This is a genomic window from Psychrobacter sp. UBA3068 (assembly GCF_002366815.1).
Classification (GTDB): Bacteria; Pseudomonadota; Gammaproteobacteria; order Pseudomonadales; family Moraxellaceae; genus Psychrobacter; species Psychrobacter namhaensis.
In genome coordinates, this window is record NZ_DFBY01000049.1 from 18,162 (window position 1) to 42,585 (window position 24,424).

Consider the following 24,424-nt stretch of genomic DNA (forward strand, 5'->3'; position numbering starts at 1 on the left):
TAGTCGATTCATTTACAAAGGGGTATAAAGCGACTGGAATGAATTTTGCGCAGCCTCTGTGTTAGCAGCAAGCAAGGAAAATTTATAACAGTCGCCTGTAGCTATTGATGTATCGATTTTATTTTAAACTGCCTATAGCTAAATAATCCAAGAATGCAAAAATTATAACTATTAAGGAAGAAATCTATGGATGATGAGATTCATGATTTAGGCAAAGGGTTTTGGAGTATACGGGGCTCGTTTATCAAAAATGGCGTGCTTGATATAGGTGTACAATCGGCTTTGATAAAACTGGCCTCAGGACGATTTATTTTCTTAGACAGCTACAAATTGACAGGGGATGTGCGCGAACAAGTAATGGGTTTGACCAACGATGGTAAAGATGTCGAAGCCGTATTAAACGTCCATCCTTTTCACACCGTTCACTGTGCTCAAATGGCAAAAGATTTCCCGCAAGCGATTTTTTATGGCAGTCGTCGCCACCATCAGCAAGTGCCAGAAGTACATTGGGCAAAGGATTTGGTCGAAAGCGCCACTGTCGCGGCGCGCTATACTGAACTTGAATTTTCTCTGCCTAAGGGCATTTACTACATCTCGCCCGATGAAAATATCCACGCAGGCTCTTTACTGGTCTATCACCCTGCCAGCCAGAGTATCTACGTCGATGACACGTTTGAGATACCGCCTTCTAAGCTATTTAATGCCGTCCAACCTACTTTAGGCCTGCACCCAACGACCAAACAAGCCCTTAAAGATGCGAAAAATGCAGGTGAGCAATATTGCGCTTGGGCCACAGCACTGGCTCACCAATGGCGTGACACACACTATTTTTGCGGTGCCCACTCCGGTTTGGTTGAGTTTGGCAAAGGGGAATTTGAAGCAGCGCTGTTGTCTGCCGTTGCAGCCGCTCGATCTGAGCTGCAATCGTTATAAGTTGTGAATGCGATGATTTAAGTAAAACCAGACGCTAATGGAACCATTAAATTTCAAAACCACTCACACTTTGAGTGATGGTTTTAAAAATATGTTTAAACTATTATTAAAAAATAAGGAGAAAGATGAATGTCAGATTCAGATAAAATACACGATTTAGGCAACGGATTTTGGAATATACGCGGCTCATTTCGCCTAGGCGGTGTTCTAAATATTGGCACACAATGCTCACTGGTAAAGCTAGACTCAGGGCGCTTTATCTTTCTAGACAGTTACGCTCTAACGGATGAGGTTCGCGATGAGGTGATGGCACTGACCAATAATGGACAAGAGGTTGAGGCAGTGCTCAATGTCCATCCCTTTCATACCGTACACTGTGCACAGATGGCAGAGGATTTCCCGCAAGCCATATTTTATGGCAGTAGTCGCCATCATCAGCAAGTTCCAGAAGTGAATTGGGCTGAGGATTTGGTCGAAAGTGAAGCGGTCGCTAAGCGCTATTCTGAGCTGCAGTTTTCGATGTCACAAGGCATTTACTATATCTCGCCTAACGAGATGATTCATGCTGGCTCCTTATTGGCCTATCACCCTGCTAGCAAAAGCTTACATGTGGATGACACCTTTATGAGTCCGCCGATGAAATTGCTAGAAGCGGTACTCCCTGAACTGATACTACATCCTACCACCAAAAAAGCACTAAAAAATGAGCCAAATGCGGGTAAGCAGTATTGCGACTGGGCAAGCAATCTTGCGCACGAATGGCGCGAGGTTCGCAATTTTTGCGCCGCCCATTCTTATTTGGTTACCTTTAACGAAGGTGAATTTGAAAAAGCGCTGTTAAAAGCAATTGATAAAGCTCGGCCAAAGCTAGAAAACGCTTAATCAACCATATAGTTCGAAAATGTATAAAAAAAACAGGGCTACCATCTCGGTAGCCCTACTGTTTGCACTGGCTGTGCCATTATCGATGATGACGCTATCGAAATAACAACATCGCCAACTCCTCTTCATTATTAATGACATCCGCCAATGTATAGCGCTCCAAAACGTTAATAAAGGCGGTTAATGCCTCAAAAAACACGCTTTTAAGTTGACACACTGGGCTAATGACGCAGCCTGGCGAGCGCCCTACGGTTTCATCGATAAGGGTAATGGGTAGTCCAGTCGAACGAGGGTGCCTATCATCGCTGCTTATGGGGGTCGCAAAACACTCTACCAAGTCAAAGTCAGGCTCTATCTGTTTGATCAATACGCCCAAATTGATGTCTTTAGGCGCGCGCGCCAATCGTATCCCACCATTTTTACCACGCACACTTTCTATATACCCCAGCTGTCCCAATTGATGAATAATTTTGGTTAAATGGCTTTTAGAGATACCATAGCTATTCGCAATATCGCTGATGTTTGCCAATAATGGTGGCTCCGGTCTCACTGCTAAGTAAATCAATGAGCGCAGTGCATAATCGCTATAATTGGTCAATCGCATTCATTTGCGCTCCTTTTAATGTCACTGTCTTAAAATCACCGTCTCTGCCTAATTTTTAGTCCTAAAATGTTACACTTCTTCCAAAAATTTAAGGTGTCAACCAACAACGTTATCTGTGTGCTCGGGATGGTAGGATAGATACTCAACCTGATCTACCCAAACAACCCATCAGGTCTAGGACGTGCCAGCATCGGTAGGTAGCTGATGCAAAATAGTACGAAGCAGGCAATCCACGCACTTTGAGCGACCATAATCCATAATAAGTAATGGCTCATATCAGCCAGCGGCAACAGTACCCGACTGATAAATACCAGCACCATCAGACCATACATATATTTTACCATTTTGGGCGGCTGATGGATGCTACGTCCAGTATGCCCAAGGGATACCCGTGTCATCATTGCGACCGTGATCATGCCAATGCTGGTAATAGCTAGCCCATGCATAGCAATGTTGTGATTATATCCTAACCACGGCTGCAACGCGTACAACAAAAAACTCAGACACATTCCCAAAAACGCGACATATAACGACCAAAGCAGTGGCTTTTGCCAAATACCATGATGATACCAACCGACTAAACGGACCGTATTGACCACTGCGACCCCAAGCGCTGTGAGGGTAAGCAAGTACTTATTGGGGTAAAATAAATCCACAATAAAAAATGCTAAAAAGAACAGTAGACTTGCGATATCTTGCGCCTTACTATTACGTAAAGTCACGGTTTGTTTTTCGCCGTCAGTATTAATCCCGCTAAGTCCACGCTCAATAAAGAACGGCACCACGCGCCTACCAATGGTTAGCACCAACCCAATAATTAAATAAAAACCCACGTATATCCCAATTTTGGTCATACTCATGTCTGCCTTGACAATGCCCCAATAGCACAGACCATTACCCACGGTGAGCAGCACGAGCTTTGCCAAAATACCCAGTTGCTTATATTGCTTTACTTGTAGCACTGCTCGGCAAACCGAAAACGCCATCAGACCGATAAACAACAAATCAAACACTGCGCCAACATATAACCACGATACACTACTGCCCGCAATTGTCATCCCCAGCCCAAAAGCCAACCAGCTCAGACGCGCCAACAACCAACAACTAAAGATACCCAGTAACTTATAACCATAGGGCATCATAACCCCTGTCCACGTCTTTACCGCTGTCAGCAAAAATCCGGCAACTACTGCTAGTGCATAACCATAAATCATCTCATGACCGTGCCAGTAGAGCGGGTTTAATACTTGGGCGTTGATGGCCGTATGACCAGTAAAAACAAAAGCCCATAGCACCATCGTAACCACCGCAAACAACGCGGCGGCACTAAAAAATATACGAAAGCTCAGATTAAGAATAGGATGCGGAGAGGTTGGCGGTTTGCTGGGCAAATCAATAGAGTGCATAGTGGCCTTCTTATGAACATATGAGTAAAATCCATCTTATAGATTCATTTTAAATGAATGTTATAAAACATACAATGACCACCTGTATCAATCCTACCGTATTTATCATCATTTTCATGACACTCATTGACTCTCATGGGCCTGACTGCTTAAATGGATTATCTTTAGGAGAACTATATGACTGAACAAAACGCATCAGACGAAAAGCGTCAAATCATCAATCGATTTTTGATGACTCTGACCAAAGAACAACCGCAAATGTATTACGCCACGACCTCCGAAATCGCTCGTAGCATCCATACAATGATAAAAGAACATACCAATCGTTTGTCAGTAGAGGAGCAAGCACTCGTCAGGCGGATGACGATGGAAGAAATTGAGGGTTTATTAGGGTTTCATGCTAGGTAGGAAATCATCGCAGCAACTGGCATTATTGACATGTACCCAATAAAAAGACTGCCACAAGAGCAGTCTTTTTAGTAGAAGCTTGATTTAAAACGTTTAGAACGGATAGTCACGCGGCGTATTCTGCATGGATATCCAATGCGTTCTGGTAAATTCCTCGAGTACCCATTCCCCATTGAAACGGCCAATACCTGAGTTTTTCTCACCACCAAATGGCACATTGCTTTCGTCATTCACCGAGATGTCATTAATGTGGGTCATACCCGCTCTGATACCGCGAGCAAAGCGTAGACCTTTTTGCATGTCTGCCGTAAAGACCGCACTAGAGAGACCATACATTGAATCATTGGCTATCGATAGCGCTTCGTCTTCATTTTTAGCACGGATGATACCGACCAGTGGCCCAAATACTTCATTACGTGATAAATCCATATCGCGCGTCACTTCGGTAAAGATGTGCGGTGGTACGACTTGACCTTTAATATCACCGCTCAATACCATGTTAGCCCCTTTTTCTTGGGCTTTGGCAATCTTTTCTTTAAGCGACTCAACCTGTTTTGTGTTAATGATGGGGCCAACTGCTGTTTCTTTTTTACTGGGATCACCGACGTTTAGTGTCTTAACATGAGCCACAAAGCGCTCTACAAAATCATCATAAATCTCATCTTCCACGATAATACGGTTGATAGCGATACAGATTTGACCTTGGTGCAAGAACTTACCAAAAGCTGCCGCCTTAACCGCTTGTTCGATATCAGCATCCTTCAAAACGACAAATGGGCTATTACCACCCAACTCAAGCGCCACTTGTTTTATATAATCGCCGCCATTGGCCAACTCGCCAATACGTTTGCCCACTGAGGTTGAACCGGTGAACGACACCAAACTCGGGATATCATGAGTCACGATGGCATCACCAATCTCTCTGCCCGCCCCAACCACCACATTTAGCAGTCCTTTTGGCAGACCCGCTTCTTCAAATATTTTTGCGAGCAATAAACCGCCCGTAATAGGCGTGTCACTCGCAGGCTTTAACACCACAGCATTACCAAGCGCTAACGCTGGCGCAATAGAACGCTGCGTCAGATGCAGTGGGAAATTCCATGGACTAATAACGGCTACCACGCCAATTGGCTCACGGTAAACAAAGTTTTCTTTGCCGGGCGTATTAGACGGGCGAATCTCACCATGCACACGGTTCGGAAAAGTTGCCGCCTCAAGGGTAATCGCCCGCGCACTGCCGAATTCCACCATCGCTTTGATACGAGTGCTGCCCGACTCTTTGACAAGCCAATCGACGATTTCCTCTTGACGCTTATCTAAAATATTGACGACGTTATACATCACAGCAGCACGCTCAGCTGGGGTTTGTTGTGCCCATTCTGTTTGGGCAGCGCTTGCCGCTTGATAGGCTTCATTCAGCTGCTTATCCGTGGCTTGCTGAATGTCTACAAGGGTATCACCACTATAAGGGTTGCTGTCACTGTTGACGCGATCATCTTGGCCAGCCTGCCACTTACCGGCAATGTACTGGAGATGAAAATCACTGTACGCATTGGTTATTGTACTATTGTTATTGGTTGACATAATTATCCTTAGTTATTTTATGAGGGTCATTGCAATTTTAAGTAAAGCTATACAGCTAGCAAATTAAGAGAGAAAATAATAATTGGTGTCATTAGGCCTATTTGATTATTTATCTTTTTCATTACCTAACTTACTACTCTTCATCACGTGTAGCAAACCAAAACTTGCTAGACGACTGGTCTAATGCTAACATAGATGATCTTACAATGAGAATATTTCCTCATGCCATATTGTAGAAAAAACGTAACGTCGTCACACAGCCATCGACAATAAGTGCCAAAAGCTTGAATAAAAAATATAAGAACAATCATAAAACGTATAATAAGTGGCCGTTCATGACATTTATCAATATGCTACCCCATACGCTATTCAAAAAACTTGCAAAAACTCTAGGAGAACATGACTACTATGTCTGCTAACGCAACCAAAATTCCACTAGATACCAAAACTCATTTGCTAGAAACAGGCTATCAACTGATCGCCAAAAAAGGCTTTACTGCTGTCGGTATCAAGCAGATACTAGACACAGCAGGCGTCCCTAAAGGTTCTTTTTACCATTACTTTGCCTCCAAGGAAGCCTTTGGCGAAGCCCTTATTAGCAACTATTTTGCCAACTACAAGGCACGTCTAAACACCATCGCTCAGCGAGATGTCAGCGCTCAGCAAAAGCTTTATGACTATTTTCAGAACTGGTATGACACTCAGCAAAATGGCTGTGATTATGATAAATGCTTAGTCGTTAAGCTTAGCGCTGAGGTGGCAGATATGTCGGAACCCATGCGTATCACCCTAAACGCGGGTTATCAACAAACCATCACTTGGCTTGCTGATCACATCAAAGCAGGCTGGACGGACAACTCAGTACCGCAGCCTGACAACATCTCTGCTGAAAGCATAGCCAAACGTTGGTACTTTGCGTGGCTTGGTGCCAGCTTAATCGCCAAAATCAGTCAAACCAACACACCATTGGCAGAAGTATGGCAAATGACCACGTCACAGTTGGGGCGCTAGCCTCCTAAATGCAACACCACTATTGATGCAAACTCACTTATAAACGAGACTAAGCAAGTTATAAGAGAGTTTTGTAAAAATAACTAGACGACTGGTCTATTTAATGTACAATGCCCTCCGTGCAAAAGCGAGCGGTTTAACATCATGCGTCCGACATCTTTGCAACCCATACGTTTACAATCTATACATTTATTAATGATCTACCATTTAGGAATACTATGAACAATTTCCAATATTACAATCCTGTCCGTATCGTCTTTGGCGAAGGCCAAATCACCCAATTATCAGAATTGGTGCCTACTGAGGCACGCGTGCTTATTACTTATGGTGGCGGTTCAGCACAGCGCACAGGTACGCTAGATGAAGTAAAAGAAGCCCTAGCAGCAAGCGGTACACGCACCGTATTTGAGTTTGGTGGTATCGAAGCCAATCCAGAATTTACTACCCTCTTAAAAGCAGCTGACATGGTCAATGAGCACAATATTGACTTTATATTGGCAGTCGGCGGTGGCTCAGTCATTGACGGCAGTAAGTTTGTCGCACTGGTATCTTCACTGACCGAAGCGGATGGGACTGTCTCACGTGAGCAAGCCTGGGACGCCCTGACCGGTTATTGTAAAAATCTCGACTCGGCTGTCGATTTGGGTGCTGTTCTGACCATTCCTGCTACTGGTTCTGAGATGAACTCAGGTGGTGTCATCAACTATAGTGAACGCCAAGCAAAACTGCCATTTGGCAACCCACTTGCCTTCCCTAAGTTCTCGATTTTAGACCCAGTCAAAACGTTAACCCTACCTGAACGTCAAGTAATGAATGGGGTGGCGGATGCTTTTGTTCATGTCATGGAGCAATACCTCACCTATCCTGTCAATGCAAAAGTACAAGACGCTTTTGCTGAAAGCTTACTCAAAATCCTCATTGACGAAGGCCAAGCGGTTGCACAAGATCCAGAAAACTTAGAGACACGTAAGAACATTATGTGGACAGCGACGATGGCTCTCAATGGTCTGATCGGTACAGGCGTACCACAAGACTGGACGACACATATGATTGGTCATGAGCTGACGTCGCTTCATAGTATCGATCATGCGCGCACATTGACCATCTTACTACCGTCAGTGATGCGTGAGCTTAAAGCCAGTAAAAAAGAAAAGCTGCTGCAGTATGCAAGAAACGTTTGGAACCTGACCGATACGGAGCAAGACGACGATGCTACTATCGAGACGGCCATTGTTTATACCGAAAACTTCTTTCGTGACCTTGGCTTGCCCGTCAGCTTAGCAGATGCGGATCTCACCGAAGCTGCGATAGATCCCGTTATTAAGCAACTTGACGCCCACAAAATGGTGAAACTGGGTGAACACGGTAACAATGACTTAACCGTATCACGCCGTATCCTGCAACGTGCCGTTAACAGCAAAGCGTCTTAAGCCGTAACATCTGCGTAATAAACACTACATATCGTTATGCTATTTATAGTAGTTACTCTACACAGAGTAACTACGCCATTCAAAATAAAAACCTAAAAACCAATAACTAAAAAGGAATCTTACTATGAGTTTTGATAAACAACAAAATCAAAAAATAAACCGTCAAATCAAACTTGCCAGCCGCCCAACAGGTGAGCCAAAAGCAGAAAATTTTGACATGATCACCAGTGACATCCCAACGCCGAACGACAACCAGATGCTCCTGCGGACAGTGTATTTATCGTTAGATCCATACATGCGCGGGCGTATGAGTGCGGCGAAGAGCTATGCAGAACCATTAGAAGTAGGTGATGTCATGATGGGCGGTACGGTGGCCCAAGTCGTTGAGTCCAATATTGATAAATTTGCCGTGGGCGACTTAGTCGTCTCAAACTCAGGCTGGCAGGACTATAGTGTCAGTGATGGCGAAGGCGTCCTAAAGCTTGATAAAGAGATGGCCAACCCCTCTTATGGTCTGGGTGTATTAGGTATGCCAGGCTTTACTGGATACATGGGGTTAACCGATATTGGTAAGCCAAAAAAAGGCGAAACCTTGGTCGTCGCGGCTGCTACCGGTCCAGTCGGTGCTACCGTCGGACAAGTCGGTAATCAGTATGGCTTACGTACTGTGGGTGTCGCAGGGGGCAAAGAAAAATGCGACTTTGCGGTTAATGAGCTTGGCTTTGACGCTTGCATCGATCATAAAGCCGATGACTTTGCCGAGCAGCTAAAAGCGGCTTGCCCAGATGGTATCGACATCTACTACGAAAATGTGGGCGGCAAGGTATTTGATGCTGTCATGCCCCTCTTGAATGCGCATGCTCGTATCCCAGTCTGTGGTCTTGTCGCACAGTACAATGCGACTGAGCTGCCTGACGGTAAAGATCGTTTGAGTGTGTTGACGGGTCTTGTTTTAAGCCAGCGATTGACCATCAAAGGATTTATCATTTTTGAAGAGTATGGCGATCACTTCCCTGAATTCCTAAAAACCATGAGTAAGTGGGTTGAGACCGGTGAGGTCAAAACCAAAGAATATATAGCTGAAGGCTTAGATAACGCGCCTGATGCCTTTGTTCGTATGCTCAATGGCGACAACTTTGGTAAGACAGTGGTGAAAATCGCTGATATTCATTAATCAAGATCGGTTGGTGAAAAACAACTGAAGCGTAGTCAATAACCACTTAACAACATAAATCGCTAATACTACTACTGAAAATTACTATCGCAACACGAATACTAATATACGAATGTGATTAACCATGAACAGTCAGCACTCATACCGATACCGTTTTCATGGGCTTATGTTAATGCGTTTCATTGATGACTTAAGCAATGAGCGTGACTGTTAATGAGTTATGTTGATTGAACCCAATAACAAATAAGGATAATTATGAATATTTTAATGGTACTAACTTCTCACGATCGTTTAGGTGATACGGGTAAAAAAACGGGTTTTTGGTTAGAAGAGTTTGCCGCCCCTTACTACGCTTTTCTGGATTCTGGCGTCAATGTAACCCTTGCCTCCCCTGCTGGTGGTCAGCCACCTCTAGACCCTAGTAGCGATACTGAAGACACGCAAACCAAAGACACGAAGCGCTTTAAAGACGATAAAGAAGCTCAGGAGCATTTGGCCCATACCAAAAAGCTTGCTGATATGAAAGCGGAAGACTTTGATTCGGTCTTTTATCCGGGTGGTCATGGCCCACTATGGGATTTGGCAGTGGATAAGAACTCTATCAACCTGATCGAGACTTTTGTCAAGCAAGACAAGCCTGTGGCCTTTGTTTGTCACTCTCCTGCTGTTCTCAAAAATGTCAAAATTGATGGGGAGTATTTGGTCAAAGGAAAGACAGTGACTGGCTTTACCAATTCAGAGGAAGAAGCCGTTGGTCTTACCGACGTTGTGCCGTTCTTAGTAGAAGATGCCCTAAAAGCCAATGGCGGTAATTATGAAAAAGCTGCTGATTGGGAATCATTTGTCGTAGAAGATGGCTTGCTCATTACCGGTCAAAACCCAGCGTCATCAGAAGAAGCGGCTAAACGTTTGATAACCAAGCTTAACGGTTAATGTGTTTCAAAGATTCATAGAGCCGTCCACACCAAAAGGTTAGTATCATGATTCGCTTACATCATCTTAACCAATCACGATCGTTACGTGTTTTATGGCTTTTAGAAGAGCTAGGCGTGCCTTATGAGATCGTCAGCCATCAACGTGACGCCAAGACCCATTTAGCACCAGATTCTCTAAAAGCAGTACATCCACTCGGTAAGTCTCCAGTTATCGAAATGGATGGCCAGCTTTATGCTGAGTCAGGTGCGATCACTGAGCTATTGATCGAACGGTTTGCATCAGAGCGTTTACGCCCTGCTACAGACAGTGCGGCATATGGGCGTTATTTACAGTGGCTGCATTTCGCTGAAAGCTCGCTGATGTTACCTTTATCAGTTGAGCAATTTACTAAAAAAGCGGGTGTGGACGACAATGAATCTTTGAACGATTGTATCTGTCAGGAAAAACACAAGCTATTAAGCTATTTAAACACAGAGGTTGCAGGTAAGTCCTTTATTGTTGATCACAAGCTAAGCGGCGCTGATTTTATGTTGTCGTTTGACTTAATTATGCTTGCCAAGCGCGGTGCGTTAGAGGACTATCCTTATGTTAAGCAGTATGCGTTACAACTGGCTAGTCGCGATAGTTTTCAGCGCACCATGCGTTTAGAAGCAAATCACGATCAATCAATTTGACATTTTGGCATTGTTTTTCAATGACCGAGCAATTATTTAGTGTAGAAAAAACAGCTCTGAAAAGAGCTGTTTTTTCTGTTTGCTTGATCCCTGGGTTACCTTCTGTGTTGGCAGACTAAAAATGTGTTTAAAAACTTTATTTAATCTGACAGTCTACCCGTAACGGTGCCATTCGCACTTACCCCAAGTCATGACAAGACCATCAAGCTTCGAGTTCAGCCACAAATTACGTGTATGTGACAAAAGCCAAAAGATAATTATGATAAAATTTTCCACGCTTTTCTTAGATCGTTTTTTTAGTTTTATCGGTGTTCAATCGCACTAAGCTCAATGAGTACCAGTCCAACTGGCTCTATTTTCGTCTGGAATATTTTTTATGTCTCTCTACCTTCCTACAAAAACTATTATCGTACGCTCATGAGTCATGAATACCAATTTAAACCCCATGAACAACCGTTTATGGTGGGTTCCCCTGCCAACCCTGACCACCCTGCACGCCGTAAAGTATTTTATTTACTGATTGGTATTTTTATTGGCATCACCGCCAGCTTCCAAAATGGTCTCTTGGTCGCCAATCTGACTCAAATCCAAGGAGAACTTGGCCTAACGCCGTTAGAAGGCGGTTGGATCTCCGTCGCCTACAATATGACCAACGCTTGTATTACGGTGCTGCTATACAAAATTCGCCAGCAATTTGGCATGTCACTCTTTAGTAAAATCACGCTGTTTTTTCTGTTAGTTGCCACCAGTTTACAGTGGCTGGTCAGTAGCCATCTGTTAAATACCACCGGTATCAGAATTGATCCTTACTATTTAGAGATCATTGCTAGAGGATTGAGTGGCATGGTGGCTAGCGCCATGACCGTACTCGCGATTTTCTATTGTTTGCAAGGCATGCCCGCCGCCAAACGCATCAGTGGTTTGATTTTAGGATTTGGCTTAGTACAGTTTGGCATCCCCCTATCACGGATCATCTCACCCTACTTGGCTGTCGATGGTCAGCTAGAAAATCTATTTTTATTTGAGTTTGGTTTGGTGCTCATCTGCTTTGGACTGATCAACCTTTTGGAGCTACCACCAGGCAATACGGAAAAAGTGTTTGAAAAACTTGATTTTCTAAGCTTTGCTTTTTTTGCAGGTGGGCTTGCCGCGCTGGCTGTGTTTTTGGTACAAGGTAGGATTGTATGGTGGACGACACCTTGGCTGAGCTATCCACTAATCATTGCCATCGCCGCGATTGGCATCGCTTTATGGATTGAGACACACCGCAAAAATCCGATGTTACAAGTCCGCTGGATGCGTAGCCGCAATATCATCGCTTTTACGGTCACAGGCGCTGTCATGCGTATCTTGCTCTCTGAACAAAATGTCGGCGCGGCCGGCCTACTTGCCAATCTTGGTTATGCTAATGATCAACTGATAAACTTTTATGCCATTATCTTAGCCGCCAGTGTGCTGGCACTGATCACCAGTATTTTTAGCACCAATGCCATGGATTTGCGCCGACCCGTGATTTTTTCAGTGGCACTGATTGCCATCGGTGCTTGGTTGGATACAGGCGTCTCTGTAAATTCAGCCCCTACCACGTTTTATCTCAGCCAATTCCTCATTGCTTTTGCTGCTGTTTACTTTATGGGCCCAATGGTTTTTGAGGGCATGTTTCGCGCTATTGCCAACGGTCCTGCATATATTATTAGTTTTTCAGTGATTTTTGGGATCTCGCAGACGGTTGGCGGGCTAGCAGGCGCAGCTGCCATCCAAGCCTTTACTACGATTCGTACGCAAGTGCACTATGCAGATATGGTCAGCTCACTCAATTTAGGTAATCCGGCATTCAGTGCCCAAGTATCAGGTGCTCGCCTGACATTATCCAGTCAAACCACAGACACAGCACAAGCAAACGTGACTGCGATGGGGCAAGTGTTGCAAGGCGTTCAGCGTCAAGCAACTGTCGCGGCATATAGCGACTTATTCGTCCTTATGGCCAGTGTTGCCACCGGCGTTACGGTAATTTTGTTGATAAATTATTTTTATAATCGCTATCATAAGCGTAACCCACTTGCCAAAGAACTGGCGATTATTGCAAAAATGCGTGAATCGAAGTAATCGGGTTCATTGATCTGACAACATTCGCGCCATTTAAGTAGCCATTAAAATACTTTTAGTATCTGTATATTCAAAATTTAGGAACGCGTCATGAGCCAAGAAAAATCCAGTGAGCTTAACAAAACACCTCAGACGTCAGCTGGTGCTCCCGCTAAAGACACAGAATCCGATACCAACCCATCGGTTACTGCTGTAAACGCTACGCAAAATAGACCAGACACACCAGAGTTAGACACAGCTTCTGAGCCTCCAACCTCCTCACCTGTAGAGCGCTCTGTAGACAGCCATGAGCCGCCGATGCCCCCAAAAGAACCAATCGCGGATACGACGGGTTGGTCGCCTAAGAAAAAATCTTATTTAAATTTAGGACTGTTGATTTTGTTGATTGTCATTGGGGTGGCGCTGATTTTATACGCATGGAAATTACCTCCTTTTACCCCCACGGTACAGCAAACGGATAATGCCTTTGTTAAAGGTCAAACGACTATTATTAGCCCGCAAGTGTCGGGTTACGTGACCGAAGTCGCCGTGCAAGACTTTGCTAGTGTCAAAGCAGGTGATCTACTGATAAAAATAGACGATCGGACCTTCCAGCAACAGCTTGAGCAAGCGCAAGCCAATACAGAGGTTGCGGTTACCAACCGCTCCAGTAACGCGCAAGACACACAAACCAGCCAAGCGCAAATCGAAGCACGAGAAGCGGATTTATACAGCGCTAAAATCAGTGTGGACAGTGCGCGCGCAGACGTGGAGCGCTACCAAGGTTTAGATGCCATCGGTGCCGTATCAAAAGCAGAAGTCGCTCACACCAAGGCACAACTCGCTCAGGCACAAGCGAGCGTGCAACAGGCGGAAGCCAATTTACAAGCTGCTCGTGAAAACCGCGAAAAAACCAGTGGCAACCGCTCTTCTTTGGATGCAAATATCAAAAGTGCTCAAGCAGGTGTGAAGCAAGCACAGATTAACGTAGCCAATACCATCATCACAGCACCTGAATCGGGCCAATTGAGCCAAGTAAGTGTCAAAGAGGGCCAATACGTTAACGCCGGTACCCAACTGATGTATATCGTACCAAAAGGCGTCTGGATTATTGCAAATTTTAAAGAAACTCAGATAGCAAACATGGCAGTTGGTGAACCGGCCACCATTCATGTAGATGCGCTTGGCGGTGCGGCGTTCAGTGGCCATGTCAGTAATATCTCACCAGCAACCGGCAGTGAGTTTAGTGCAGGCGCAGCCAATCCTGCGACAGGTAACTATATAAAAATAGCTCAACGTATTCCGGTACGAATCGACTTAGACCCAGATCAGCCTGGGCTTGCCCGGTTGCGTCCCGGTATGTCAGTTTCAGCTGCCGTCGACACCAATGCGACAGCAAAAAATTAGCATAAAAAAGCCACTGCAAATCCAGTTACACAGGTATTTACAGTGACTGTTATCTGTCTTTAAAACCCTCTAACCGTTATGGTAGCAGGCGTTTGGTTGCCCAATTTACTACGCTCTCACTATTATTGCTGTCTTGTGTATAAACAATACGGTCGTGCATACGATTGGCACGGCCTTGCCAAAATTCTATTTTTTCAATTGTGACCTCATAGCCACCCCAAAATGTAGGGGTTGGGACTGGCGTATTCTCTGGATACTCTGCTTGTAATTCTTCAAACGTTTGTTGCATGACTTCACGATTGGCCACTTCCCCGCTTTGCGGTTGACTCACCCACGCCCCCACTTGGCTGTCATGGGGACGTTTTTGGAAATAAGCGGCAGACTTATCAGCGTCTATTTTAGTAACCTTGCCACTGATACGAATTTGACGCTCCAGCTCATGCCAAAAAAACAGCGCTTCTGCATTGGGATTTTCGGCAATATCATGCCCTTTTGCACTTTCATAATTGGTATAAAAAACAATACCCGTATCAGTGATTTCACGCAATAACACAATGCGCACACTCGGTGTATGATCCACACTGCAGGTTGCTAGACTCATGGCGTAAGGTTCTTGTACCTTCTGCTCTATTGCCTCATTCATCCATGCCTTTAAAAGCTCAAATGGCGATTCTGGTACGGACTGCTGATCCAGCACACCTTTTTCATATGACAAACGTTGATCGGTAAAATCCATGCTCATGGTAGTTCCTTCATTTAATGTGGGTATGTGACTCACTGTTAGCCTAATACCGCTTTAATATGGTCGGCTAAATCGTTCGCCAACACATCACACTCTATTTCATCATCAGACTCGACCATGACCCGAATCACAGGCTCAGTTCCTGACTGCCGAATCAATAAGCGCCCACGGCCTTCTAATGTGGCTTGCGCTTTATCAAAAGCTGTGACCAGCGCTTCATGCTCAAAAGGATCTTGCATTTGCGACAGACGCACATTGACCAACTTTTGCGGGAGCACTTCAAAACCTTCGACAAGGTCACTAAGAGCGCGACCTTGCGCCTGCATCACGGACAATACCTGTAAACCTGCGATGATAGCATCACCGGTCCGGCTTTTATCTAGACATAAAATATGCCCAGAAGGCTCGCCACCTAGTATCCAGCCGTTGGCCTCAAGCTCATGCATCACATAACGATCACCTACTTTGGCGCGAGTAAACTCAATATCAGCCGCCTTTAGTGCTAACTCTAAGCCCATATTACTCATAAGTGTGCCAACCACACCTTCTGCCTTGGTTTGGCCTTGGGTAGCAAGCAAGTATAAGATGCCATCACCATCAATTAACTTGCCAGTTTCGTCAACCATCACGATACGATCACCATCACCATCTAAGGCAATACCAACGTCTGCTTCGTATTTGAGTACAGCTTTTTGTAAACCCTCAGGATGAGTCGAACCACACTCGGCATTGATATTAATACCATCAGGCGTGTTATTAATGGCAATCACATTGGCGCCAAGCTCACGCATGACTCTTGGGGCCACGCTATAGCCTGCACCATTGGCACAATCCACCACGACTGTCAGATGGCTCAAATCATACTGGTAAGGAAAACTGCCTTTACAAAATTCGATATAGCGACCTTTTGCATCATTGATTCGATTGTTTTTACCGAGTTGTGCTGGATCAAGAATAGGCATAATCACGTCATTATCCGCCTCAGAGGCGGTCATGATGGCTTTTAACTTGTCATTGATGGAGTTTTGCATCTCATCAGACAGCTTTTTACCGTCAGCTGAAAACAGCTTAATGCCATTATCATAATAAGGATTGTGTGACGCTGAGATAACCACGCCAGCATCCGCATTAAAACTACGGGTTAAGTGTGCAATAGCCGGCGTTGGTAGGGGACCGAGCATATGAACATCGACACCAGCCGCATTGAATCCCGCTTGTAGCGCGCCTTCGATCACATAACCCGACAAGCGCGTGTCTTTACCGATGACCACACTTGGCTTGCGCGCAGGATTGCCACTACTCTCTATTAACACCTGTCCCGTCACATAGCCCAATTTTAAAATGAAATCAGGTGTAATCGGCAACTCACCAAATTTTCCGCGAATACCATCGGTGCCAAAGTAGCTCATTATCTATGTTCCTCAAGTCTAAAAGTGAAAAGCCAAACGTGTACGCAGGCGATACTATCATTATAATAATCTGTTTTTGTATTTTACAAAAAAAACAGCCAACAATAACAAAGCATTGTTGGCTGTTTGTATCTTAAAGTCATTACAGCCCTGCAATTCAGCGGTTGTTGCTATGATACAAGACTAGGACATGGTTTTTAATTCACTCGATAGTTCGGCGCTTCTTTAGTGATTTGTACATCATGAACATGCGACTCTTTCATACCGGCTGACGTCACTTTGATGAACTGCGGGTTGGTACGCATATCTTCGATGGTTGCAGAGCCAGTATAGCCCATTGATGAACGCAGACCGCCAACCAACTGATTCACAATACCAGCAACTGGGCCTTTATAAGGAACTCGACCTTCAATACCTTCTGGTACTAATTTTTCCACGCCATCTTTGGCATCTTGGAAATAACGGTCTGATGAACCATTAGAGCCTGACATTGCCCCAAGGCTGCCCATCCCGCGATACGCTTTGTAGTAACGACCTTGGAACAGTTCAACTTCGCCTGGCGCCTCTTCAGTGCCTGCCATTAACGAGCCTACCATAATGCACGACGCGCCCGCAGCAATGGCTTTTGCCATATCACCTGAATAGCGAATACCACCATCAGCAATCAACGGAATGCTGTCTTGCAGGGCACTGGCAACATTATCGATGGCTGAGATTTGTGGTACACCAATACCTGCAATGATACGAGTCGTACAGATAGAGCCTGGACCGATACCAACTTTTACAGCATCAGCACCAGCATCACGTAACGCCTTAGCCGCATCGCCAGTTGCGATGTTGCCACCGATCACTTGCACATGGGGGTAATGCTTCTTAATCCAAGACACCTTATCAATCACGCCTTTTGAATGACCGTGGGCAGTATCTACAACGATAACATCGACATCAGCGGCAATTAACGCTTCAACGCGCGCTTGCGTATCTGCACCAGTACCGACGGCTGCGCCAACACGAAGGCGACCTTGCTCATCTTTACAAGCGTTTGGATTGTTTTCAGCTTTGGCAAAGTCATTCACTGTGATCAAACCACGTAAACGGAAGTGGTCATCAATGACGATCACTTTTTCAATCCGGTGCTCATGCAGCAGTCTTTTGATATTTTCGTTACTCTCACCTTCATGTACCGTGACCAACTGATCTTTTGGCGTCATGATTTGACTGACTGGCAGTGACAGGTTGGTTTCAAAGCGCCAATCTCTGTGAGTCACAATACCCACGACGTTATCAGTCCCTCTTTCGACCACAGGAACACCTGAGATATTATTGTCTTGCGTCAACTGTAGTAAGTGACCAATCGTCATCTCTGGATGTACAGTGATCGGATCGACAACCGTACCCGCTTCAAACTTTTTGACGCGGCGTACTTGGGTGGCTTGCTTTTCGATATCCATACTCTTATGTAAGATACCCATGCCGCCTAGTTGCGCCATGGTGATGGCCATTTCAGACTCAGTCACTGTATCCATTGCCGCAGAAATTAGCGGTAGATTAAGGGTGATGTTTTTGGTCAAACGGGTAGACAGATCCGCAGTTTTTGGCAAGACTTCTGAATAGGCGGGCAACAATAAAACGTCATCAAAGGTTAAGGCTTCATCGACAATTCGCAACATACAGACCCCTAGTGGTGGTTATTTTGATGGGTGGGATTTTTGCATTAAGACAATCAACTAAGATCACCGATATAACTGTATGATCCTCAAATCTTTTTTGATAAAGACTGACAATCACAGCGCTTTAAATAATCAGCAATGAGCCAGCTAAATACCACACTCGAAAATTGCTATTGATTTATCAGTGGTAAGGACACGCCTATGTGGCATCGCCTTACACTTAATCGCTCATTTATCCCTTAAAAATAACGCCATATTATAACAAATAAGCAGACGAATCGCATGCTATATTTATCAGAGTATTTTACTGGCACCTACCTAATAACACTGAGTGACTGCTTACTCATTTTTGTCCTTTAATATGAAACGTTCGGCTGGTAAGTAAGCTTTCTGTTCATGGTACAGATAATTAAGCATCTTCTCACGTACTTGACACTCTAAGTAAAAAGCACTCATAGGCCCATCAGATGCCACGCTACCACGCAGTTTAATGGTATTTTCGCTTAGTGACACTGTGACCATCTCAGGATCAGTTGTACCATCCCATAAGTCATTTTCCTTAACCACCTCAGTAAACTTGTCTCGAATGGCCTCAATATCTGCGCCATAGTCAACGTACAAGTAGACCACACAAGTTTGATGCACCTCTGTGTGTGACCAATTTTCTACAATTTCGGTAATCAGTCGGCGCATCGGCACAATCAATCGACGCTCATCCCACGTTTTTAGCACAGCGTAGGTATAACGCAAATCCTCAATCGTCGTCCAATCACCCTCCATCATGACGGTATCACCAATGCGCACAGGCTGGGTCACCGCCACCTGCAAGCCTGCGATGATGTTACCCAATATTGGCTGCGCGGCGATACCGATGACCACACCTGCAATACCCGCCGAGGTCAATAACGTCTTGCCAAGGCCTTCCATGTTGGTAAATTCACTTAGCCCAATCCAGATACTACCGAGGATCATGACAAAAATAAAAACACGTCGAAAAATCGATACGTATGTGCGGCGTCGGCGCTCCTTGTCAAAATGTTCTTCAGACAGATTTTCAATCTGCATATTTTGATAGCGGTTGGCAAAGAAGTTGATGATACGAATGCCCAGCCACATAGTACTAAACACCAAACCAATCCAAATCAGCGGGCGAGTTGATGAGGCAACGGCATCTAAATAAGGAAATCCACCTGAGACCAAAGTAAAAACCAGCAAAAAACTGATGGTGAACGTCAAAGGCACGGTTAGCTTACTGACCAAATCTACCAGACCATTGCTACTACCAACATACGTCCTATATTTTTCGTCATCGACATAACGATTGATCAGCTTCCCCGTCACCTTACTCAACAGCCAACCAATCCCCATCGTAACGAAGAAAAATGAGAGGAGCGCCAAAAACTCCCACAAAGCGATACCAAAAAACTTAAGTTTTAGCCACACAGGCAAATAACGCTCAAACTCTGCTGGATGATACTGCTCATAAAGATTGTCGATATTGCCAACGGTCTGAGCAGAAAACACCCAAATAGGCGCGTTGTTCCCAACCCGTACCCGCTGCAAATAAATAGGCACACGGCGCTCACGATAATCCATGTAACCAAGTTGAATAGAGCGTCTGGCCGTCCCCATTACGCTACTGTTGTTACCCAGTGGCGGCTCAATCAAACCATCAGGACGATCTGGCAGCTCATCAAACACATAAAGTTTTTTTTCAGACAGTAAAAAATCAAGATGTTTCGTCAACTCAAGGGCACGAGTGCGTTGATTCTCCTTATCAATCAGATTCATATTCAGCGCATGAGCTGCCAAGCCGTATTGCTGCTTCATCACCGCTGACTGAAAAAACTCTAAAGTGGCAAGCGGTGTGGTGAGATTCGGTGGCTCAGACAAGGGTGGCAAGCCTACATTGAGCTTGTCTAATAAGTAGTAACCCTCGTGAAACTCCCCCGTCAACCCAGCATCACCTTGTAAGGTACCCGCTTGTTCGACAGCGTTTCGCTCGGTAGGATCGAACATCTCTTCTGCGACACCAGAGACGCTCACGCCTTCATCTTTAATATCATTGACTTTTTGGGTCGCGTACTCCGTGAGTGAATCGGAATTGCTTGCCGCATTGGCAGGGACACAAACCACACTCAGGACAATAACGAATAAACCTAGTAGCAATGGCAGGAGATTCCAGCACAGCGTAAAACGCTCTGGACTTCGGTAGTGGTCGCATTCAAAACCACTTGCCACAACCTGATCTCCAACAGCGCCATTTTTGAGAGTATTCATATTTTTAAAAACCACTAGTTTTAAAGGAGGTTATGTACAAAAAATCGATCTTAATATAACCTTAACTTAATGCAGTCTACAAAAAAAGCCAGCCCAAGGCTGACTTACTTTATAACGATAATTATGTGTGTTTTGTAACTTCTATCTTATGCACGGCGCCATGTTGTGCCAGCGCGGCTATCCTCAAGCTCGATACCCGCCTCTTTTAATTGCTCACGTATCTCATCCGCACGCGCAAAGTTTTTATTGGCTTTGGCCTCTGCACGCTCGATGATTAGGCTGTCGATAGCCGAATCTGTTAAATCACCATCGGCTTTGTCACCAATCACTGCTTGCAAAAACTGCTGCACTGGTTGCTGTAAAACATTCAATACCTGCGCCAACGCTTTGAGTTGCTGCGCCAATTGCCAAGCGGTATCCATCTCTTCAGCTTTAACGGCTTTATTGATATCACGCGCCAGCCCAAATAACACGCTAATCGCCGTAGAACTATTAAAATCATCATTCATGGCTTTGATAAAGTCTTGTCCCGCCGCACTGCGATAAGCATCATTTATAGATGTCTTATCAACGACTAGCGTCTGTCCTTTTTGTTGTTCAGCCAGTTTCAATGCATTATACAGCCTGCTTAGGCTATTATGCGCTTCATCCAAGGCACTATCAGAAAAATTCACTTGGCTGCGGTAATGGCTCGATAATAAGAAAAACCGTACGGTTTCTGGCAGATACTTCGCCATCACATCACGAATGGTAAAAAAGTTATCTAGTGACTTAGACATTTTTTCGCCATCGACATTGATAAAGCCGACGTGCATCCAGTTACGTGCGTACTCGCAACCAGTCGCGGCTTCAGACTGTGCTATCTCGTTTTCATGATGCGGGAATTGCAAATCATGACCACCGCCATGGATATCAAAGGTGCTTCCTAAGCACTTAGTCGACATTGCTGAGCATTCAATATGCCAACCTGGTCGCCCTTGTCCCCATGGTGACGCCCACTGCGGCTCATCAGGTTTTGCCGCTTTCCAAAGTACAAAATCAAACGGATTGCGCTTGTTATTTTCGACATCGACTCGCGAGCCTGCCTGCATATCATCAAGATTGCGCTTCGATAATTTGCCATAACCTGCAAAGTTATCGACCGCGTAATAAACATCGCCATTATCGCCTGCATACGCATAATTGCCCGTGACCAGCGTCTCAATCATTTGCTGCATCTCGTCGATATGATCGGTTGCCCGTGGCTCGGCATCTGGCATCTCACAGCCAAGTGCGCTCGCATCTTCGTGCATCGCTGCGATAAAACGCTGCGTCAGCTCCCCAATGTCTTCGCTGTTCTCGCGAGCGCGAGCGATGATTTTGTCATCAATGTCGGTAATATTACGCACATAATTAACGTCGTAACCCAACTGTTTGAGCCATCGCACTGCCATATCAAAGGCCACCATCACCCGCGCATGACCAATGTGACAATAATCGTAGACGGTCATACCGCACACATACATCCCTACCTGTCCTGCTTTGAGTGGTACAAACTGACGTTTGCCGCCAGTCATTGAATCATAAATGGCAAGCTGAGACATTGCATCGGCAAGTGGTGTGGACATAGTTAAAACGCCTTTTCATATAAATAGAGTAGATAAGATAACATTAACAATACTGGCCGCCTCTTGTTAGCAAGGAACACTGACTGCCACTGTTACGGTGTGATGATAACAATGACTGAAAAACGGCGACAATATAAAATTTAACCCATTATCTTAGCGAAAACAGCCATAAAATACTACAATGAGCGCGCAACTAACGTGATTCAATCATAAAAACAGGTAAGGATTTAGATATGGGCAACCGCTTAAGCAAAATATATACGCGCACGGGAGACGATGGCAGCACTGGCATGGCGGATGGTAGCCGAGTCAGTAAAGCCGACAGTTTGTTTAACGTCATGGGCGATATTGATGAGCTCAACTCGCACATTGGCCTAGTGCGTGCTCAACTACAAAAAAATACAGGGCAATCTATAAGCAAGGAGTTTTCGGAAGCCTTGGTCATCATTCAGCATTTATTATTTAACATCGGCGGTGAGCTTGCTATGCCAGAATATGAGGGCGTCAATGCGACTCATATTGAGTGGTTAGAAGAGCAAATTGACACAATGAATACAACCTTGCCACCGCTAAAAGATTTTATCTTACCGACAGGCTCAGTATTGGTCAGCCAACTGCACGTGGCACGTAGTGTTTGTCGCCGGGCTGAGCGCCAAGCGGTGCTACTACAACAGCAACGTCCGCAAGCGATTCGCGGTACAGCAGTGAGCTTTATCAATCGCTTGTCGGACTGGTTATTCGTCTCCGCGCGTTTTTGTACTGATCCCAAACAAGCCTCTGAAGTACTCTGGAACAGCCAAGTATTACAAAAATTTGCTGATGACAAATAGGTCTAGATGACAACAGCAGCCCATTGAAACGCTACTATAAGAGACAAAAAAAGCCCGCAACCTAAGATTGCGGGTTTTTTGCTGATTTGATACGACGCCTAATAACAGTGTTCACCTTACCGCTTAATTAATAAGTGGCGCTTTCATCTTCAATAATAACCATATCGATGCTTTCATCGTTGGGTACTGCTTTTGGTGCGGTGGCTGGGGTCGGTTTTTTGGCCGCCTCCGTAGGTGCTCTGTTATCGGTAGAGCTGTTTTGGTTGCTACTTGGATTATTGATGGTCGGCGGCGTAGCAGGCTCAGCGGGGCGAATTGGCTCAACGGGCGTTACCGTTCTAGGCTGACGAGTTGGTGCTGACTGACTCTCATTGTTTTGTGCATTTGCACGGCGCTCAGCGGCCATTTGGGCACGCTGATCATCTATCGCTGATTTAAACACAGAACCTGCCATCACATCGGCCACCACGGTAATCAATGCGGGCTGGCCAGCGATACGTGTCCGTACCTGCCCACCTTGAGTGCCCACCACATAGGTAAAGGCATCATCAACGAGCATATTGTTATTGATACGGATATTGTCTTGCGCTAAGCGTGATTGCAAGCTTGGCTGATTATTAGCGGCTTGTACTTGACTGGCTTGATACAAGTCTTCGCTTGGTAAGGTCATGCTAACGCTTGCCTGACAGGTCGTCATACCATTGTTATTGGTTGCTTGTAACACCGCCGCGTTTTGTATATCAATCATAACCCCATTTACTTTATCAGTAACAACGCCACTGGCCAGACTAATTTCTGCATCATTTGCGTAGTTGGTAGCCAGCATTTGTGCTTGCTGATTGAGCGTATTTTTTAGAGCTGTTTTGAGACGATCTTGTACCATTGGATCATCACAGCTGACGGCGGTGGCTGCCGCATTCTCCGTCACATCTGATTCCTGCTCTGTGACCTCTGCCGTCTCGGTAATGTCCTCTTGCTCTGAGCGATCACAGCCTACAAGCGCCAAACTACATACTATGCCGACTCCAGCAACTTTCTGCCACTTGCTCAAACTCTTATTTGCTACGCTCATATTTATTTTGCTCCCATTTACTGATTCGTACCGCCACTGACAGACAGTGATTGATGCTCAAACCGTCACCCGAACTGTCATAGGCTTGAAAATCACATCATTATACGGTGTTTGATTGAAATGGTCATCAGTGTAGCCCATGGATGTACAAATAACGCCATCCATTATAGGTAAAACGGGTACTTGGTTGCAAAAACATAACAAACACCTCCCTATCCTACCTATAGACGCTGCTCATTTGGCCCTATATGCTTACTGGTAAAAGCAGCTCACAGCGTGT

20 protein-coding genes are annotated in these 24,424 nt (G+C 45.1%); 11 read left to right on the forward strand and 9 right to left on the reverse strand.

Annotated elements, in window-relative coordinates; translation table 11 throughout:
• Positions 1-186 precede the first annotated feature (186 nt).
• Positions 187-933, forward strand: coding sequence for a hypothetical protein (locus B2P60_RS11835; RefSeq protein WP_286741543.1), 747 nt, complete (start codon positions 187-189; stop codon positions 931-933).
• Positions 934-1,062: 129 nt separating this feature from the next.
• Positions 1,063-1,815: a hypothetical protein gene (locus B2P60_RS11840; protein ID WP_286741545.1), complete on the forward strand. Its 753-nt coding sequence runs from the start codon at positions 1,063-1,065 to the stop codon at positions 1,813-1,815.
• 94 nt (positions 1,816-1,909) lie between these two features.
• On the opposite strand, the gene B2P60_RS11845 is transcribed toward B2P60_RS11840, so the two are convergent.
• The gene (locus B2P60_RS11845) at positions 1,910-2,419 is read right to left on the reverse strand and encodes an Rrf2 family transcriptional regulator (RefSeq protein ID WP_286741547.1); all 510 of its coding nucleotides are present in this window, start codon (positions 2,417-2,419) and stop codon (positions 1,910-1,912) included.
• Between the two features lie 152 nt (positions 2,420-2,571).
• A complete protein-coding gene (locus tag B2P60_RS11850; RefSeq protein ID WP_286741548.1) occupies positions 2,572-3,825 on the reverse strand; it encodes an NnrS family protein in 1,254 nt (417 codons plus the stop codon).
• A gap of 177 nt (positions 3,826-4,002) precedes the next feature.
• Here B2P60_RS11850 and B2P60_RS11855 point away from each other — a divergent pair, with 177 nt between their 5' ends.
• Complete coding sequence (locus tag B2P60_RS11855; RefSeq protein WP_193006961.1) at positions 4,003-4,233, forward strand: hypothetical protein; 231 nt, start codon at positions 4,003-4,005, stop codon at positions 4,231-4,233.
• 93 nt (positions 4,234-4,326) lie between these two features.
• Here B2P60_RS11855 and B2P60_RS11860 read toward each other — a convergent pair whose 3' ends face one another.
• Positions 4,327-5,817: an aldehyde dehydrogenase family protein gene (locus B2P60_RS11860; RefSeq protein ID WP_230708372.1), complete on the reverse strand. Its 1,491-nt coding sequence runs from the start codon at positions 5,815-5,817 to the stop codon at positions 4,327-4,329.
• 399 nt (positions 5,818-6,216) lie between these two features.
• Here B2P60_RS11860 and B2P60_RS11865 point away from each other — a divergent pair, with 399 nt between their 5' ends.
• The 7 genes from B2P60_RS11865 (at position 6,217) to B2P60_RS11895 (ending at position 14,534) form a co-directional block, all read left to right on the forward strand.
• Positions 6,217-6,828, forward strand: coding sequence for a TetR/AcrR family transcriptional regulator (locus B2P60_RS11865; RefSeq protein ID WP_404672063.1), 612 nt, complete (start codon positions 6,217-6,219; stop codon positions 6,826-6,828).
• A 218-nt stretch (positions 6,829-7,046) separates the two neighbouring features.
• The gene (locus B2P60_RS11870; RefSeq protein WP_286741551.1) at positions 7,047-8,258 is read left to right on the forward strand and encodes an iron-containing alcohol dehydrogenase; all 1,212 of its coding nucleotides are present in this window, start codon (positions 7,047-7,049) and stop codon (positions 8,256-8,258) included.
• Between the two features lie 124 nt (positions 8,259-8,382).
• Positions 8,383-9,432: an NADP-dependent oxidoreductase gene (locus tag B2P60_RS11875; protein ID WP_286741552.1), complete on the forward strand. Its 1,050-nt coding sequence runs from the start codon at positions 8,383-8,385 to the stop codon at positions 9,430-9,432.
• A 255-nt stretch (positions 9,433-9,687) separates the two neighbouring features.
• Positions 9,688-10,365 (forward strand): type 1 glutamine amidotransferase domain-containing protein, encoded by a 678-nt coding sequence (locus B2P60_RS11880; RefSeq protein WP_286741553.1) that lies wholly within the window; start codon positions 9,688-9,690, stop codon positions 10,363-10,365.
• A gap of 47 nt (positions 10,366-10,412) precedes the next feature.
• The gene (locus tag B2P60_RS11885) at positions 10,413-11,042 is read left to right on the forward strand and encodes a glutathione S-transferase family protein (RefSeq protein ID WP_286741554.1); all 630 of its coding nucleotides are present in this window, start codon (positions 10,413-10,415) and stop codon (positions 11,040-11,042) included.
• A 417-nt stretch (positions 11,043-11,459) separates the two neighbouring features.
• Entirely contained in the window at positions 11,460-13,148 is a 1,689-nt protein-coding gene (locus B2P60_RS11890; protein ID WP_414706675.1) for an MFS transporter, read from the forward strand.
• A 90-nt stretch (positions 13,149-13,238) separates the two neighbouring features.
• Positions 13,239-14,534, forward strand: a complete 1,296-nt coding sequence (locus B2P60_RS11895; RefSeq protein WP_193006968.1) for an HlyD family secretion protein — start codon at positions 13,239-13,241, stop codon at positions 14,532-14,534.
• Between the two features lie 76 nt (positions 14,535-14,610).
• On the opposite strand, the gene pdxH is transcribed toward B2P60_RS11895, so the two are convergent.
• The 5 genes from pdxH to cysS form a co-directional block, all read right to left on the reverse strand.
• Positions 14,611-15,270: a pyridoxamine 5'-phosphate oxidase gene (pdxH, locus tag B2P60_RS11900; RefSeq protein ID WP_193007016.1), complete on the reverse strand. Its 660-nt coding sequence runs from the start codon at positions 15,268-15,270 to the stop codon at positions 14,611-14,613.
• Positions 15,271-15,314: 44 nt separating this feature from the next.
• Complete coding sequence (glmM, locus tag B2P60_RS11905; protein WP_193006969.1) at positions 15,315-16,685, reverse strand: phosphoglucosamine mutase; 1,371 nt, start codon at positions 16,683-16,685, stop codon at positions 15,315-15,317.
• 197 nt (positions 16,686-16,882) lie between these two features.
• Positions 16,883-18,355, reverse strand: coding sequence for an IMP dehydrogenase (gene guaB, locus B2P60_RS11910; RefSeq protein WP_230708376.1), 1,473 nt, complete (start codon positions 18,353-18,355; stop codon positions 16,883-16,885).
• A 339-nt stretch (positions 18,356-18,694) separates the two neighbouring features.
• Positions 18,695-20,635 (reverse strand): mechanosensitive ion channel family protein, encoded by a 1,941-nt coding sequence (locus B2P60_RS11915; protein ID WP_193006971.1) that lies wholly within the window; start codon positions 20,633-20,635, stop codon positions 18,695-18,697.
• A gap of 146 nt (positions 20,636-20,781) precedes the next feature.
• On the reverse strand, positions 20,782-22,242 hold the full coding sequence (gene cysS, locus B2P60_RS11920) for a cysteine--tRNA ligase (RefSeq protein WP_286741557.1): 1,461 nt from the start codon (positions 22,240-22,242) through the stop codon (positions 20,782-20,784).
• 233 nt (positions 22,243-22,475) lie between these two features.
• Between cysS and B2P60_RS11925 the strand changes: the two genes are divergently transcribed.
• Entirely contained in the window at positions 22,476-23,072 is a 597-nt protein-coding gene (locus B2P60_RS11925; protein ID WP_193006973.1) for a cob(I)yrinic acid a,c-diamide adenosyltransferase, read from the forward strand.
• Between the two features lie 127 nt (positions 23,073-23,199).
• Here B2P60_RS11925 and B2P60_RS11930 read toward each other — a convergent pair whose 3' ends face one another.
• Positions 23,200-24,144 carry a hypothetical protein gene (locus tag B2P60_RS11930; RefSeq protein WP_286741559.1) on the reverse strand — a complete coding sequence of 315 codons (945 nt, stop codon included), beginning with the start codon at positions 24,142-24,144 and terminating at the stop codon, positions 23,200-23,202.
• Positions 24,145-24,424: the final 280 nt, after the last annotated feature.